Below are 13,862 nucleotides of genomic sequence, written 5' to 3'. Positions count from 1 at the left end.
GATCTGGAGATGGCTTTGGATCTGGAGATGGCTTTGGATCTGGAGATGGCTTTGGGGCTGGAGATGGCTTTGGGGCTGGAAATGGCTTTGGAGATGGAAATGGCTTTGGAGATGGAAATGGCTTTGGCGCTGGAAATGGCTTTGGAGATGGAAATGGCTTTGGGGCTGGAAATGGCTTTGGAGATGGCGATGGTAACGGTGGAGGTTCCGGCGTTGGTGCAGGTGGAGGTTCCGGCGTTGGTGCAGGTGGAGGTTCCGGCGCTGGATCTGGTGGAGGTTCCGGCGCTGGATCTGGTGGAGGTTCCGGCGCTGGATCTGGTAGAGGTTCCGGCGCTGGTGCAGGTGGAGGTTTTGGCGCTGGTGCAGGTGGAGGCTGCGGCGCTGGTGCAGGTGGACGTTGCGGCGTTGGTGGTGGAGATTTAGGTGCAGGTGGAGGTTGCGGCGCTGGTGCAGGTGGAGGCTGCGGCGCTGGAGCAGGTGGAGATTGCGGCGATGGAGTACGTCGGAAAGGGCGTATATTATTACCCCCATCCTTGTCCGGTTGCGGCGTTGGACGGGGAGGTGAATCTGGAGTTTTTAAAGGGGGTGGTTTATCGGGTTCTAAATCTGGAGGGGAGGTAGGGGATTCTTTTTCAGGTGCAATGGTCGGAGAGATTGAGGTTATTTCAAGCCCCCAAAGGGTTTGGTAAATCCCTTGAATAGAGAATCCTAAGCTGAATATTTCTTTATTTTCACCAACAATCAAAACCACTGCTTGGGAACCTTTATCGTGGCGTTCAAAAGGTTTCCAATTCTCCGGGCCGATTATTTGCGAACCCCATATGGGCCCTGGTACATTTTCAGTTACTTTGTAATCAACATACGTATCGTAAAAAGGTCTCCCATAGACTTCGTTAAACGGATCGCCAACAGTATCAAAGTGCTTGGTTACGACTGTGTAAGTTATTCCAGGTTTGCCGAACGGGATTTCTAACGGGAATTGCTTTTGAGGAATTGCTGGAGCTAACGGAACAACTGGCTTTAAAGGATCTAGGAAAGGAAGAATATTCCCCGCAACAAATCCCCCCCCTCCAGCTGTTACTACAAGTTGCTTAAGGGGATTCGCAGGCCGTACTAATTGATAGACATCATCGCCTAAGTGTTGAGCAAGTTCGGGTAAATCTGAAGGTTTTACTGTTGAAATACTACTAGGTTCCCTCGGACGATTGAACGGCACGATATTGTTCGCGCCGCTCTGGACAACGGTACGGGGGAGAGTAGAAGTAGGTAAAGATAGTACCACTATGCTGGATTAGTAAATCCTGTAGGTAAACCATTCACAGAAAATTCTTTTGCTTGATCCCATAATTTACCGCCGTCGTAGGTAAAGTCATCCTCAATCTCTACGCTTTGTCTGAGAATTACACGAGTGGTGTTATTTTGAGGCACATTGAAAATTCCAAACTCTGCAACTTTTACAGCTGGCCCGCTACCTTCAACTGCTGTTTGTGTTGGGTTGATTTTGGATAATCCCAGACCGACCCATACACTTAATTTTTCTAAAGTATTAATACTTACTGGAATATCAGAGGGAGTAAAAGCAGTCATAAAATCAAAACTAAAACGATAAGGGCTTTTCCTTTTTATTCGCGTTTCAAAAATTAGTAAATAGACCGGAAATACATATTTCCGGTACTATCACTGATGTCTTGTATCCCTTACTGTTAATACATTTGATTATGGCTAAACTGATATTCTAAAAACCAAGAGTTCTGGAATAACCACTTGACGCAGGTATTCCAGAACCCTTTTTAAAAACAAGAGAAATTGTTAATTGTGAAAAACAACCGTTACGGTCAAGCAGCAATTCTAAGTGATTCTGACTATTCTAAAATTCGGAAGAATATTAGATCAAAAAAATATAAATTGCTTTTAGATTTAGCTTGGTTCACAGGTGAAAGATGGGGCGCTTTAGTTCAGTTACGAGTTAGTGATGTTTACAACCAAGACGGAACGCCGCGTAGTTATATAACTTTTAAATCACATACTCGCAAAGCGTCTCCAGATGGAAAACGTCAAACTAGGCAGGTGATAGCACATTCAGTTCTTGTTGAAGCTTTGCAAGCATACAAACCAGATCATGATTGTGAGTACCTATTCCCAAACCGCGAACAGAACAATCACATAAACCTACGTTCGGCTGACAAAATTTTACGTGCATCTGTAGAACGTGCGGGCTTGGATGCCAAAGGAATATCAACTCATTCAACTCGTCGAAGTTTTATAACCAAGCTTCATTGCAATGGTGTTGACTTGTACACCATTAAAAAAATTACTGGCCACAAAGATTTAAAAAGTCTAGAACGCTACGTTGATATTTCTGCTGACCGCATCAAAGGAGCAATAGAAGCATTATGAAAATTGCATTCGACTTAGGGCACGGCTGCAAACCAGATGGTGGTGCCGTAGGAATTAGAAGTGAGGAGGATTTGATTAATGAAGTCGGTCAAATTGTAATTGCCGATCTTAAAGAACTAGGGCATCAAGTAATTTTGTGCCGTCCTGCAAAAGTAACGAGTGTAATGAACTCGCTATGGCAACGGTGCAATACCGCGAATCAAAATGCAGCCGACATTTTTGTGAGCTTGCATTTTAACGCTTTTAACGGGAAAGCTCATGGAACCGAAACTTATGCACTAAGCGCAAACGGAAGAAAAATTGGAATCCCAGTGCAAAGAGAAATTTGTAAATTAGGTTTTGCCGATCGAGGTGTAAAAAGTGGTAGATTTTACGTCCTTAAGAATACCGCAATGCCTGCAATTCTAATTGAAGGATGCTTCTGCGATAGTTCGAGGGATATAAAACTATTCAATGCTCAAGCGATGGCTAATGCAATTACTGTTGGGTTGGTTGGTAAATTACCAGTTAAGGATGATTGTCCATGTCATTAATTTCATTAGACTTGATTCATGAATTAGTCGAACTCAATAATTTAATCATCAATGAACAAATTATTCATCCAACACGCTTAGCTTTAAAACTAGAAGAAATTGCAGCCAGGGCATGGGAGGAAGCCAGGGAGTTAGGAGTTATTAGTTTTGAAGAAGCAGAAGGTTTGTAATAGTCATAAACAAAACTACATATCGGCTTATTGCACATAACTATTAATTAAAGTTTTGCTTTAAAGCAAGAATGCACATAAAAACTACGATTTATCAATGGTTTCAAAAGTCGCGATCGCGAAAGAAGCTTCTAATTCTACGCTTAAACCTTATAAACTCTATTCTCAATTAAATCAACAATTTCACTTGGGGATAAACCATCTAAAATAGCTTCTTCTACAATCACTTTTTTATATCTCGCCTTGGTAGAAGTTACACTACCAAGGTATTTACGTTTAATCTTCCTCCCCTCCATCCACATATACCTGAAATACCAATATTTAGTACAACCCCTTTCTACCCAGTACTTTTCCACCCAATGGGTAGATTCCCTCTCGTGTTGGGGAGCAGTTTTTTTAGTATCTTTATTAACTTGCTCCCCAACAATTTTACACGTAGATTGTGCATCAGGTAACAAATCCCATGCTGAATCATATATCCGCTCGTGTTTGATCTGACCTTTTATATATAGGCCAGTGTTAAACAGTTCAATCTGCATATTTGGTTTTTAAAAATTTTTGAAGGTACTGGATAAAGTGATTTGTTGCGAAATCGATCGCACTGGAGAATTTTTATGTAGGGTCTTTGCCACAATGCGCCCAATGCGAGTAGATATCTTTTATTTCGCCTTTATCGCAGTAGTCCTTTTTTGGTTTCCGGTGATATTTACGGGAAAAAGCCGGATCGTAAAATATATCTTCTTCATCAAACTTAGTACCATCTGGGAATAATTCATCCCAAAATGCTGTACCAGTGTACTTCCTAAATATTTGTGCGTAGTTGGTTGGTTCATCCCAGTAACGCTTTTGAAGACATACTTTTATCCATCCTTCAGGATTAGGAATTTTACCCGCTCTGTAATAACGGATTTCTCCCATAGAATCATTAACCCTACTGTCTTTGATTTGATAACAGACAATTGCTAGTAATATTTCGTTTCTAGGGTGATCCAAAGCACATATATCGTCTTCGTTGAAATGAATACCGTACTCAGCAAAAAGTAGTTGATTCTCTACCATTCTCTTATGCTGCTGCTGATAAGACACGGCATCGACAAACATACCGTTTGAGGTCACTAAAGTGTCAGAAAGTGTACGCTTGCGTAAGTTTTTTTTCGGCTTTAAATACTCAATGGGTCTGGTAACAATCTTTGCTTCAAACCATGTATACTTCTTGACAACGTTGATGGCTCTACAGTCTATGAGTTTCTTAAAAGCACTCTTTAGTTGATTTCTGCAATATTCACCTCTAGCCCTAAATTTACCTACCCACTTATTAAAGTGTTTGAGGTTCGGCTCGCATTCACCTATAAGCCCTTTCTTTAATAGCCATTGCCAGAGTAATTTCGCCGCCGTGAATACTTCGTTCTCCAAACAGTATTCGTCGTGTTTGTACGTCCAGTGGGTGATTGATTTATTTCTGTTTTGTGTCATGATAGTTAGTAATAAATTAAAGTATTTAAACCATCTAGTTGCTGTACGTTATTAATCACACACGCAACTTTTTGGTTATTTTTTTGCAAATTAAAACCGCTCCATGAATTCATAGAACGGTTTATTCTGAGTCATCTTGAAAAAACTCGCTGGATATTTGCTGAAGTCCTGCTAACTGTTGTTTTAAATCGGCTGTTCTTTCTTCAGATTCTTTTATTTGTTGTTTTGTATTTTGAATCAGCCGATTAAGGATTCCCCCAATATTCGCTTGTCCATATGAGTTAATGAAATCTCGCCACGACCAATCATTTCGACCAGCTGCGATCGACTCACCTCTAGCTTTTGAGCCAAGTTGTCCAGACCCTCTAGTCCGGTCGGAGTCAATCCCATATTCACTTGCGATTTTATCTCCCCGTATTCTCGATGCTTCGACTTCGGCATTATTGGCAACCATTATTGTCTTCCTATATAAGATAACAGGATTTTATATAGAATTTATTATATAAGATACTAGACATAAACCGCTATCTTATATAAGATAATCAGGTAGAGAAAAGTCCATCTTCCCAAAGCGGCAGAAATAGCAGCCTGCCACCCACAAGGAAAAGAAAGCTAGCTAGGGAAGTTGCGAGTAAACCGTTAGTTATGGGAGTGTATGGCGAATTTAGAAATACGTTTGACTGGTAGCCGTAAAAGCATTGATGCTTTTACAGAATTTCTAGAGGGTCTTAGTCCAGAGATGTGTGAATACGAGGGGTTAAATAATTACAGAGTCAAAGTAGAAAAAAAGTACATCCACTACGAGGACAACAATTACCGAAAATACGTTCAGCTTGAATTCCCGCTGAATTGTTTCCACGAATTTATAAAAAGCCTTCAATAATCGCGATCGCCACTTACCGAAAAATTTTGAAGAAAACGCCTAACGAAACAACCTCTACTAGCCAACAGATAAACGTAATAAAAACGCTAGCCATCTACTAGCTAGCGCGTCCTTAACCATGAATTAATCAATTTAGCAAAAATGACAAACAGTCACCGTACTGCATTATCGCCGTGGGCAATTTTCCGATGGCTTCCTTCGGGACATCCAGTTTGCATCGGACGCTTTCGTAAGCGTGGAGATGCCGAAGAGCATCTTCGATTGCATCGTATATCGTCTCCATCTCGGATGGAAATCGTGTTTGATCTACCCGCGTCCGCCCATGACCAAACGGACTAGGTAGGTAAATCATTGGAGTGCATCTATCCGACTTTTGACCAAATATAACTTACAAACATGAAAGACGAAATTGATTCAAGTATTGCTCAACCCGATCCGGAGTGGGATTATGCACAAGCGTGGGAACTGCTACATGAGGCAATAGAATTACAAGTTGAGATAGAAAGACAAATGGGAGAGAAAGAAAACTTGGATAAGCAATTCAATGAAAATATTTTTCCCATGCTTGTAGAAGCTTCAATGAAGGTAGCTAATTGTAGTCGTTTGATTAGTGCGTTGACTGAGGAGTAATACTTGAAGAACATTTTTTCGATGTAACAAATAATGAATAAACCGTTATCTTACAAAGTTTCTAACAATGAATCTGACTATGTACTTGTTCACAAACGAGCGCTAGTGTCAACAAGTCATTGTTTAGGATTAGCACTCAAAAGTTATTCAATATGCAGTGGATGCGATATGCAAGAAATTACCCGTCAGCTTGCATATCATGCTAATCGTCATGCACACGAACTAACTGAACAACAGCTAGAGATTGTTATTGAAAAGTTGATTAAACATCAAGGGGATTCAGGCGTTTTAGAACTAAAGGATGATTTATTAAATGAAAACACCAATTGAGCAAGCAAAGCAGTACATCTTAAGCCACTTAGTACACGCTGATTCATGCGTAAAAGTTTTTATTGTCCCTTGCTACAAGCGAGATTATGAAGATTTTAACCGCGCTATGAATAGTGATGACGTTCAAGAAATACTTAGAGAGCGAGGCATCACAGGACGTGTAGAAGTAGTAAGTAACGAACCTGAAATAATAATAGCTACGGTCAAGGATGTTGCTGAAGGAAAGCTAGATAGTTTTTTAAATAATCCAAGGAGGTTTCTAAAATGAATAAAAAAATTGGTTTTTGGTTTCATTGGGACGAAGACACAACCTATGAAACATTAAAGGAATTAAATCAAGTAGACGAAAAGATTGGCTTAACTAACTTTTTATTTACTTTAAAAGAAATTTTACAAGAACACTGGAATCAATATCAAAAGGAAAACGTTAACTGACAACGATCAAAAAAACGTGGTTTTGATCGTTAACCCGCCTGACGAGTCGTAAAGACGAAACGCGGGATTGTCCCGCGTCGCGGATTAGGTTCCGTAGGTAGTTCAGGGCTTTAGTCATAAATTAAGCTTAGCTTTTTTATCTTCGTAAGCTCGGCTACCGCTAAAAAAGGTTGTGTTGCTGCACAATCTTTTTACCTTAAGAGTGAAATAAGCTTAACGGCTTTTGGGTGATTCGTAGTATCACTACAAACAACAAAAAAAGGAGAATAGATTGACTAGGGTGTTAGGAGTGGATGTTTCTAAACGCTCCGTTTCTGTATGTCTACTTGAACAAAAGCCATCGGAACCAAGACAATTTTATTACAAATATGATTTTAAAACTTTTAATGCTGATGCTTCGGGAATTAAAAGTATTTTAGAGCTAAAGTCTGACGTAGCGCTAATTGAGCCTACAGGCACTAATTACAGTAAATTGTGGGTAAGTATTTTAAGCGAAAATGGCGTAACAATAAAGTTTGTTGGGCATAGCGAATTAAGAAAATATCGAGAATCCCATTTAAGATTACCTGACAAAGATGATAACGCTGATGCTTTGGCCTTGGCTTGTTACGCTTTTGACTACACATCTACTAACAGATATTTAAAAATACGTGATGCAACCACTTCAAAGTTGAGAGAACTGATACTAAGATTGCATCACTTAAATCGCGTGCAAAGTCCCATCATTAATAGGCTTAGGCAGGATTTAGCATGGCAGTTCCCAGAAGTTGCATTATCTCGATCTGCTCGTAGTCGATCGGGTGATGTTCCGCTTCTTTGGGGGTGGTTAGCTGGCGAAAGGACGAGTAAAAAATACGATATTAAATATCTTAATTCTGTTGGCTTGGGACTTACTAATACAGTAAAAAGGCACGCCCAACGAATATGTGACCTCCAGCGTGAGGAATACGAAATCGAAAACAATATAAAAGAAATTTTGGATAGTTCAAAATATCTTGCTTATATTAAAGCATTTAATATTTTCGGTTTTGGAATCCGGACACAAGCTTTAATCCTCAGCCAAATATACCCTTTAAGCAACTTTTTAAATGAAGATGGAACCCCAATAGTCGAATTTCACAGATCAAAAAATAATCCTAAAAAGCAATCAAAACGTAGATTGTCAGAGCGTAGATTTCAAAAAGTATTAGGACTCGCACCTACTGAAGAATCTAGTGGTGATAAGAAAAAAAAGAAGGTTGTCGGTAGCGCGTTGTGTCGTAGAGCTATATGGCTATGGGTTTTTACACACGTTGAACCAACAAAATATAGAACAAATGAAATTACTCAAAAGCTAGGGGCAATTTTAGATAAAGAAAAAGCAGGTGGTAGACCTGCTAGGCTTGTGCGTTCGCGTATATCGGTCAGAGCGTGTAAAATGCTGTTTAATCAACTAGTTTTAGAAATTCGCCAATACAATTAATACTAGAGTGAAGATAAAGGTCTGAATAATGCGATGATAGAAATGTGTAGAGAAGCAAACTTTGAGGCGATCGCCTTAACCGTTGATACAATTACTGGAGGAAACAGAGAAAGAGATTTATGGACGGGATTTACTACACCTCCAAAACTCACACCGAAGAGTTTAATTAGCTTTGCTCTACATCCAAATTGGTCGTTAAATTATCTTTTACGCCAACCATTCAGCTTACCACAATTAGAACAGCATATTAATAAAGGAAGCAATGTAGCAGTATCGGTAGGTGATTATTTAAGCACTATGCTGGATCAATCAATGGATTGGAAAGATGCCGAAGAGATTAGAAATAAATGGGGTAAAAAGTTTTGTCTCAAAGGTGTGATGAGCGTTGAAGATGCCAAAAGAGCAGTTGATATCGGAGCCGATGCCATAATGGTTTCCAATCACGGCGGCAGACAATTAGACGGTTGTATTTCTCCTTTCGAGCAGTTAGCAGAAATAGTAGATACTGTAGGAGATAAAATTGATGTAATTTGCGATGGTGGCATCAGAAGAGGAACCCATGTTCTCAAAGCGCTTTCAGTTGGTGCAAAAGCTTGCTCTGGTGGAAGATGGTATTTGTATGCATTAGCTGCTGGAGGGCAATTGGGAGTTGAAAAAGCTATTTATAATATGAAAAACGAAATAGAAAGAGATATGAAACTGATGGGGATAACTAAACTTTCCCAACTTTCAAGAAAGAATATAAAATTTAGATGATTGTAAGAAACAGAAAACCTCACCCTGCCTCTGGCTTCCCTCTCCTTAGTAAGGAGAGGGATTGAGGGTGAGGTTTTACATTTAAAGTAGTAACCCAACATTTTATAAATGAATAACAACGAATCTTTAATTCCTTTAAAAATAGCTGTGATGACTGTTTCCGACACCCGCACGGAAGCTGATGATAAATCGGGCAAAATATTAGTTGATAACTTAACTTATTCAGATCATAAATTAGCAGAAAAAGTAATCATTCCTGATGACATTTATCAAATTCGTGCAGCCGTATCTCGCTGGATTGCTGATGAATTTGTTCAAGTAATTTTAACAACTGGCGGTACGGGAGTTACAGGGCGTGACGGCACACCAGAAGCAATTAAACCTTTATTAGATAAAGAAATTGAAGGCTTTGGTGAGATATTTAGAATGATTTCCTATCAAGAAATTAAAACTTCTACAATTCAATCCCGCTGTTTGGCTGGTGTTGCAAACGGTACCTATATCTTTTGTTTACCGGGTTCTTCTGGTGCTTGTCAAACCGGATGGGAGATTATTAAAGAACAGCTTGATTCTCGCAATCGTCCTTGTAATTTAGCTCAATTGATTCCGAGATTAAGGGAAATTTAATGAAAATAATCCGTCTTCTGCTCAAAAACTCAAGCAAAAACTTCTTTTTAGCAGCAATATTTAGTTTGCTTAGCGGTGCTAGTGGTGCGGGTATTATCGCCGTTATCAATTATGCAATCGCCAATTTGCAAAACCCACCAATTTGGTTAATTGCGCTGTTCGTTTGTCTCTGCCTTAGCTTATGGATTTTTCAGTTTATAAGTTGGGTACTGATAAATCGTTTGGCTCAAGGAGTTATTTACGATTTACGCTTTGAAATGACTCAACGTATCTTAAATTGTCCTTTGCAGCATTTGGAAACTTTAGGTACACCAAAGCTATTAGCAACTTTGACAGATGATATCGCTGCTATTTCTTCGGCTTCAGTTCAGCTATCGATCGTGATAGTCAATATTGCGATCGCCTTGGGAATTTTTCTTTATCTATTCTGGCTCTCTCCGCTACTATTTTCTATCGTATTCGGCTGTATTCTAGCAGGTTTTTATCTCTACACATCTCTACAAAAACCAGGGATTAAAGATTTAGAAAACGCTCGTCAAGTTCAGGATATTTTATTTGGACATATTCGCACGGTTACAGAAGGAGCAAAAGAATTAAAATTGCACCGTCAAAGAAGAATTGCTTTTATTAAAGAGGATTTACAAACAACTGCTAGTAAATATAAGCAATATCGCATCAGCAGTATAACAGCTTTTGCTTTTGCTGGCTCTTTGGGAACAGTATTATTTTTTGTCCCCATAGGATTAATATTATTTGTTTTCCCTCAATTCAATACGGTTTCTGCGGCGACTATATCCAGCTATGCACTAGCTATTTTATATTTGATTAACCCCATAGCTGAGGTAGTAAATTCTTTACCCCAGATTGCCCAAGCAAATATCGCTTTAAATAAAATAGAGTCTTTAGGAATATCTCTTTCGGAAAAAGTTACCGAACCGAACTTTCCTACTGGTTCGGATTTTGAATCTAACTGGACAAGTTTAGAATTAGTTAATGTAAATCATGCTTATGGTGGAGATAGCGAAGAACATCAGTTTACTTTAGATAATATTAATCTTAAATTTGAGCCAGGAGAATTAGTCTTTATTGTCGGTGGTAACGGTAGCGGTAAATCAACTTTAGCTAAGTTAATTACTGGTTTATACGTTCCCGATCGCGGTAAGATTTTATTTAATAATCTTCCCGTCACAGATGATAACCGCGAATGGTATCGTCAGCAATTTTCAGTTGTGTTTTATGATTTCTATTTATTTGAGCGTTTGCTGGGAATAGAAGAAAACCGCGAAACAGAAATACAAGATTATTTAACGAAACTAGAATTAGAAAGAAAAGTAACCGTAAAAGATGGTATTTTATCAACCATAAATTTATCTCAGGGGCAGCGTAAACGTTTGGCTTTACTGACAGCTTATTTAGAAAATCGTCCGATTTACGTATTTGATGAATGGGCTTCCGATCAAGACCCCGTATTTAAAGAAATATTTTATAATAAACTGCTGCCAGAATTAAAACAGCGCGGTAAAACTGTGATTGCGATAAGTCATGATGAGCGCTATTTTGATCAGTGCGATCGATTGATTAAATTAGATTATGGGCGTGTGGTTGGGGATGAGGCATAGGGGATTGGACATTAGATAGAACCTCTCTCCAAACCTCTCTCCTGCGAGGAAAGAGGCTTAATTTTCCCACTTCCCTCATAGGGAAGGGGGTTAGGGGGTTAGGTTGTAGATTGGGTGAAGGCTCGAAAAAATTTGAATAGTAAAGAACCAATGATAATATGCCGTAACCCAACATTTATTAAGAAGGCTTTTTCTTAGCCTGATTTATTATTTTAGTAGCTAAAGTCATCAATCCCGCAAATAAAAGCGACCATAGACTAGTTTCAGATTCGGGAACTTTAACATTAGATTTTGTATTTTTAAAAGCTAACAAAGTTACATTTATATCTCGTTCAAAATACCTTTCTACAGAACCCTCAAAAAGAGAAGTGCTAATTGCTCGACTTCTACCCAAATCGTTAACTTCGATATTAGAATAACTCAAATCACTGGTAAGATTAATATTTGGACTCTTGGTATTATTAAAAAAATCAACTTTACCTAAAGCATCAATATTTGCTGCCAGGGTAAAAAATTCTAATATGTTATTTTGGCTAATCTGCGAGGGATCTAATTGTGTTGTGTTGAGAAAATCAAACCGATTTTCTGGAGAAATACCAGTTGTATCTAAAAGATAAAAAGCAATATCCGCAGCAGCACTCGCAGTTTCAACTCCTGGTTTATCTACAGAAGCCTCCAAATCAAGAATAGTTGTAAAGTCAAATGATAAAGTATCGTTGCGACTTAAATCAAAATTGGCAAAAAATCTGGGCATGGTTTCCGCAAAAGCAACGTAACTTGAACCCTCACCAAATACTAAACTATCTGCAACATTAGATATATCTAAAGGAGTTGGTTCAGCATTAGTTCTAGAAAAGTTATTAAAATCTGCTACGCTATCATCGGATTTAGATTCAGCTGAAGCATTAGCATCATTAATCGCTTCAAATGCTGTGTTTTCCCGATTAAAATTTGTAAAAGTTAACTCCCCAAAGGAACCAGCAAAAGTTGCAGCTAAACTAGGTGAACTTGCTAACAGCGAGGTAGCGACAAGTGGAGTGACTTGTAAAATTAACTTTCTTCCAAATTTTGAATGTGACTTCTCGCTAATTTTTGTCATGATTTTATGTTTTATGTATATGATGTCGGAAAAATTAACTATTATCAGCTAGTCATTTTAGAATACAAAAGGAATCGTTAAATTACGGATAAAATAAGCCTTAATGGTAAAAACTTTATAAAATGCAATTATTTTAATTATGAGAAAACCGCAAACTGTTAAAGCTTTGGAAGAATTAGGAAGAATCCAACTATCTAAAAATTTTTTCATGCGATAATTTTTGTATTCGGAAATTTCTCAAATCGAAGCTATACCGAATATTCCCGACGATGTTGATTTAGCTGTAAAATCCGGTACCAATCTCTGCAAAAACCTACTTGAGCCAATTCAAGACGCTCTCGGTAGAATCAGCATTCGTTCAGCATACCGTTCGCAAGCGGTTAACGCAAAAGGAGCAGAAAATAAAAATCAATACAACTGTGCGAGCAATGAATCAAATTATGCCAAACACATCTGGGATGTAAAAGATAAAGATGGGTATACGGGAGCAACAGCCTGTATTATTGTCAATTCATTTTTACCTTACTACACAAAAACTGAAGATTGGACGGCATTGGCATGGTGGATTCACGATAATATAGACGCTTACGCAGAGATGGTGTTTTTCCCGAAATATGCGACGTTTAATATTACCTGGAGCGAAAATCCCAAACGTTCAAAATGGATTTATAGCTACGTGAAAAATCCCCACACTGGTAAAGCAGGGTATTTAACAAAACAAGGGATGGATAATTTCGAGGGTTCTCACGAACAGTTTTATCGAAAATTTATTGAGGAGTTGATAGTGAATTAATATTTTAGAGCAGAAAATTAAAGCTTATTATCAGTTAAATAAAATCATGAAGAAGCAGCTATTAAGAAAATTACATCTCACCATTGCTCCAATTGTCATACTCCCATTATTAATCACGGTGTCTACAGGAGTTATTTATCGGATTTCTAAAGATTGGTTCGGACTATCTCGGAATCAAGTTCATTTTTTGATGGTTTTACATGAAGGTGAATATTTAGGAAAAACCTTAGAACCAGTTTATGTATTACTCAACGGCTTGGGTTTACTATGGATGTTAATTACGGGTGGAGCAATGTTATTTCAAAACTTTAAAAAAGCTTGGAAATCGAATAAATCTGGTGAGGTTGAAATATCTGATAGTAATTAAGAATAAAATCAAAAATTAATATTATGTTAAGATTAAGCAAATAAGTAAACGATATATTAGCTTCTAAAGTAGTTATCATAACATTTTTTGCATTACCTGAAGAACAGCAATTATACATTCTACCAGTGCTTGAAGAAGAAAAAAAGTACGACTTTCCAGACGGTGATTTAATCACAAATGATGCTTTAGAAATTTTGATAAATGACTACAATGCATCTTTAAACTCAATATTGTTGGCTCTTCATTACATAGTATGCTAAATTATGAGCAAGAAATCGCTGCAACACT

19 protein-coding genes and 1 pseudogene are annotated in these 13,862 nt (G+C 38.2%); 14 read left to right on the top strand and 6 right to left on the bottom strand.

What is annotated here, in order from left to right; translation table 11 throughout:
• Together ACM03V_RS33835 and ACM03V_RS33830 are read right to left on the bottom strand one after the other, a co-directional pair.
• Window positions 1–1,282: pseudogene (locus tag ACM03V_RS33835) on the bottom strand (hypothetical protein); the annotation flags it as partial.
• Window positions 1,282–1,587, bottom strand: a complete 306-nt coding sequence (locus ACM03V_RS33830; protein ID WP_414625197.1) for a glucose-6-phosphate dehydrogenase — start codon at window positions 1,585–1,587, stop codon at window positions 1,282–1,284. The pseudogene ACM03V_RS33835 and the gene ACM03V_RS33830, both read right to left, overlap by 1 nt.
• Before the next feature lie 228 nt (window positions 1,588–1,815).
• Here ACM03V_RS33830 and ACM03V_RS33825 point away from each other — a divergent pair, with 228 nt between their 5' ends.
• The 3 genes from ACM03V_RS33825 to ACM03V_RS33815 are packed head-to-tail and all read left to right on the top strand — an operon-like array spanning window position 1,816 to window position 3,100.
• The gene (locus ACM03V_RS33825; protein WP_414625196.1) at window positions 1,816–2,397 is read left to right on the top strand and encodes a tyrosine-type recombinase/integrase; all 582 of its coding nucleotides are present in this window, start codon (window positions 1,816–1,818) and stop codon (window positions 2,395–2,397) included.
• Window positions 2,394–2,930: an N-acetylmuramoyl-L-alanine amidase gene (locus ACM03V_RS33820; RefSeq protein WP_414625195.1), complete on the top strand. Its 537-nt coding sequence runs from the start codon at window positions 2,394–2,396 to the stop codon at window positions 2,928–2,930. Before ACM03V_RS33825 ends, ACM03V_RS33820 begins: the two co-directional genes overlap by 4 nt.
• Window positions 2,921–3,100: a hypothetical protein gene (locus ACM03V_RS33815; protein WP_414625194.1), complete on the top strand. Its 180-nt coding sequence runs from the start codon at window positions 2,921–2,923 to the stop codon at window positions 3,098–3,100. Before ACM03V_RS33820 ends, ACM03V_RS33815 begins: the two co-directional genes overlap by 10 nt.
• A gap of 143 nt (window positions 3,101–3,243) precedes the next feature.
• On the opposite strand, the gene ACM03V_RS33810 is transcribed toward ACM03V_RS33815, so the two are convergent.
• From ACM03V_RS33810 to ACM03V_RS33800, 3 genes are all read right to left on the bottom strand, one after another.
• A complete protein-coding gene (locus ACM03V_RS33810) occupies window positions 3,244–3,639 on the bottom strand; it encodes a hypothetical protein (protein WP_414625193.1) in 396 nt (131 codons plus the stop codon).
• 73 nt (window positions 3,640–3,712) lie between these two features.
• Window positions 3,713–4,573: a hypothetical protein gene (locus tag ACM03V_RS33805; RefSeq protein WP_414625192.1), complete on the bottom strand. Its 861-nt coding sequence runs from the start codon at window positions 4,571–4,573 to the stop codon at window positions 3,713–3,715.
• Window positions 4,574–4,694: 121 nt separating this feature from the next.
• Window positions 4,695–5,027: a hypothetical protein gene (locus ACM03V_RS33800; protein ID WP_414625191.1), complete on the bottom strand. Its 333-nt coding sequence runs from the start codon at window positions 5,025–5,027 to the stop codon at window positions 4,695–4,697.
• A 570-nt stretch (window positions 5,028–5,597) separates the two neighbouring features.
• Here ACM03V_RS33800 and ACM03V_RS33795 point away from each other — a divergent pair.
• The 9 genes from ACM03V_RS33795 to ACM03V_RS33755 all read left to right on the top strand — a co-directional run bounded on the left by ACM03V_RS33795 (window position 5,598) and on the right by ACM03V_RS33755 (window position 11,315).
• Window positions 5,598–5,795 carry a hypothetical protein gene (locus tag ACM03V_RS33795; protein ID WP_414625190.1) on the top strand — a complete coding sequence of 66 codons (198 nt, stop codon included), beginning with the start codon at window positions 5,598–5,600 and terminating at the stop codon, window positions 5,793–5,795.
• A gap of 57 nt (window positions 5,796–5,852) precedes the next feature.
• Window positions 5,853–6,086 carry a hypothetical protein gene (locus ACM03V_RS33790; RefSeq protein ID WP_414625189.1) on the top strand — a complete coding sequence of 78 codons (234 nt, stop codon included), beginning with the start codon at window positions 5,853–5,855 and terminating at the stop codon, window positions 6,084–6,086.
• A 105-nt stretch (window positions 6,087–6,191) separates the two neighbouring features.
• Window positions 6,192–6,416 (top strand): hypothetical protein, encoded by a 225-nt coding sequence (locus ACM03V_RS33785; protein WP_414625188.1) that lies wholly within the window; start codon window positions 6,192–6,194, stop codon window positions 6,414–6,416.
• Window positions 6,400–6,684 (top strand): hypothetical protein, encoded by a 285-nt coding sequence (locus ACM03V_RS33780; protein WP_414625187.1) that lies wholly within the window; start codon window positions 6,400–6,402, stop codon window positions 6,682–6,684. Before ACM03V_RS33785 ends, ACM03V_RS33780 begins: the two co-directional genes overlap by 17 nt.
• Window positions 6,681–6,851, top strand: coding sequence for a hypothetical protein (locus ACM03V_RS33775; RefSeq protein WP_414625186.1), 171 nt, complete (start codon window positions 6,681–6,683; stop codon window positions 6,849–6,851). Before ACM03V_RS33780 ends, ACM03V_RS33775 begins: the two co-directional genes overlap by 4 nt.
• 280 nt (window positions 6,852–7,131) lie before the next feature.
• A complete protein-coding gene (locus ACM03V_RS33770; protein WP_414625199.1) occupies window positions 7,132–8,313 on the top strand; it encodes an IS110 family transposase in 1,182 nt (393 codons plus the stop codon).
• Between the two features lie 21 nt (window positions 8,314–8,334).
• Window positions 8,335–9,069: an alpha-hydroxy acid oxidase gene (locus ACM03V_RS33765; RefSeq protein WP_414625198.1), complete on the top strand. Its 735-nt coding sequence runs from the start codon at window positions 8,335–8,337 to the stop codon at window positions 9,067–9,069.
• 108 nt (window positions 9,070–9,177) lie between these two features.
• Entirely contained in the window at window positions 9,178–9,696 is a 519-nt protein-coding gene (gene moaB / locus ACM03V_RS33760; protein WP_414625185.1) for a molybdenum cofactor biosynthesis protein B, read from the top strand.
• Entirely contained in the window at window positions 9,696–11,315 is a 1,620-nt protein-coding gene (locus tag ACM03V_RS33755) for a cyclic peptide export ABC transporter (RefSeq protein ID WP_414625184.1), read from the top strand. The genes moaB and ACM03V_RS33755 overlap by 1 nt, the downstream gene beginning before the upstream one ends.
• Before the next feature lie 178 nt (window positions 11,316–11,493).
• On the opposite strand, the gene ACM03V_RS33750 is transcribed toward ACM03V_RS33755, so the two are convergent.
• A complete protein-coding gene (locus ACM03V_RS33750) occupies window positions 11,494–12,414 on the bottom strand; it encodes a hypothetical protein (RefSeq protein ID WP_414625183.1) in 921 nt (306 codons plus the stop codon).
• A 220-nt stretch (window positions 12,415–12,634) separates the two neighbouring features.
• Between ACM03V_RS33750 and ACM03V_RS33745 the strand changes: the two genes are divergently transcribed.
• Window positions 12,635–13,207, top strand: a complete 573-nt coding sequence (locus ACM03V_RS33745) for a peptidase M15 (protein WP_414625182.1) — start codon at window positions 12,635–12,637, stop codon at window positions 13,205–13,207.
• Window positions 13,208–13,253: 46 nt separating this feature from the next.
• Window positions 13,254–13,574, top strand: coding sequence for a PepSY domain-containing protein (locus tag ACM03V_RS33740; protein ID WP_414625181.1), 321 nt, complete (start codon window positions 13,254–13,256; stop codon window positions 13,572–13,574).
• Window positions 13,575–13,862 lie beyond the last annotated feature (288 nt).

The organism is Calothrix sp. CCY 0018 (assembly GCF_963920925.1).
GTDB lineage: Bacteria > Cyanobacteriota > Cyanobacteriia > Cyanobacteriales > Nostocaceae > Rivularia.
This window is presented reverse-complemented; position numbering and strand designations above follow the sequence as displayed.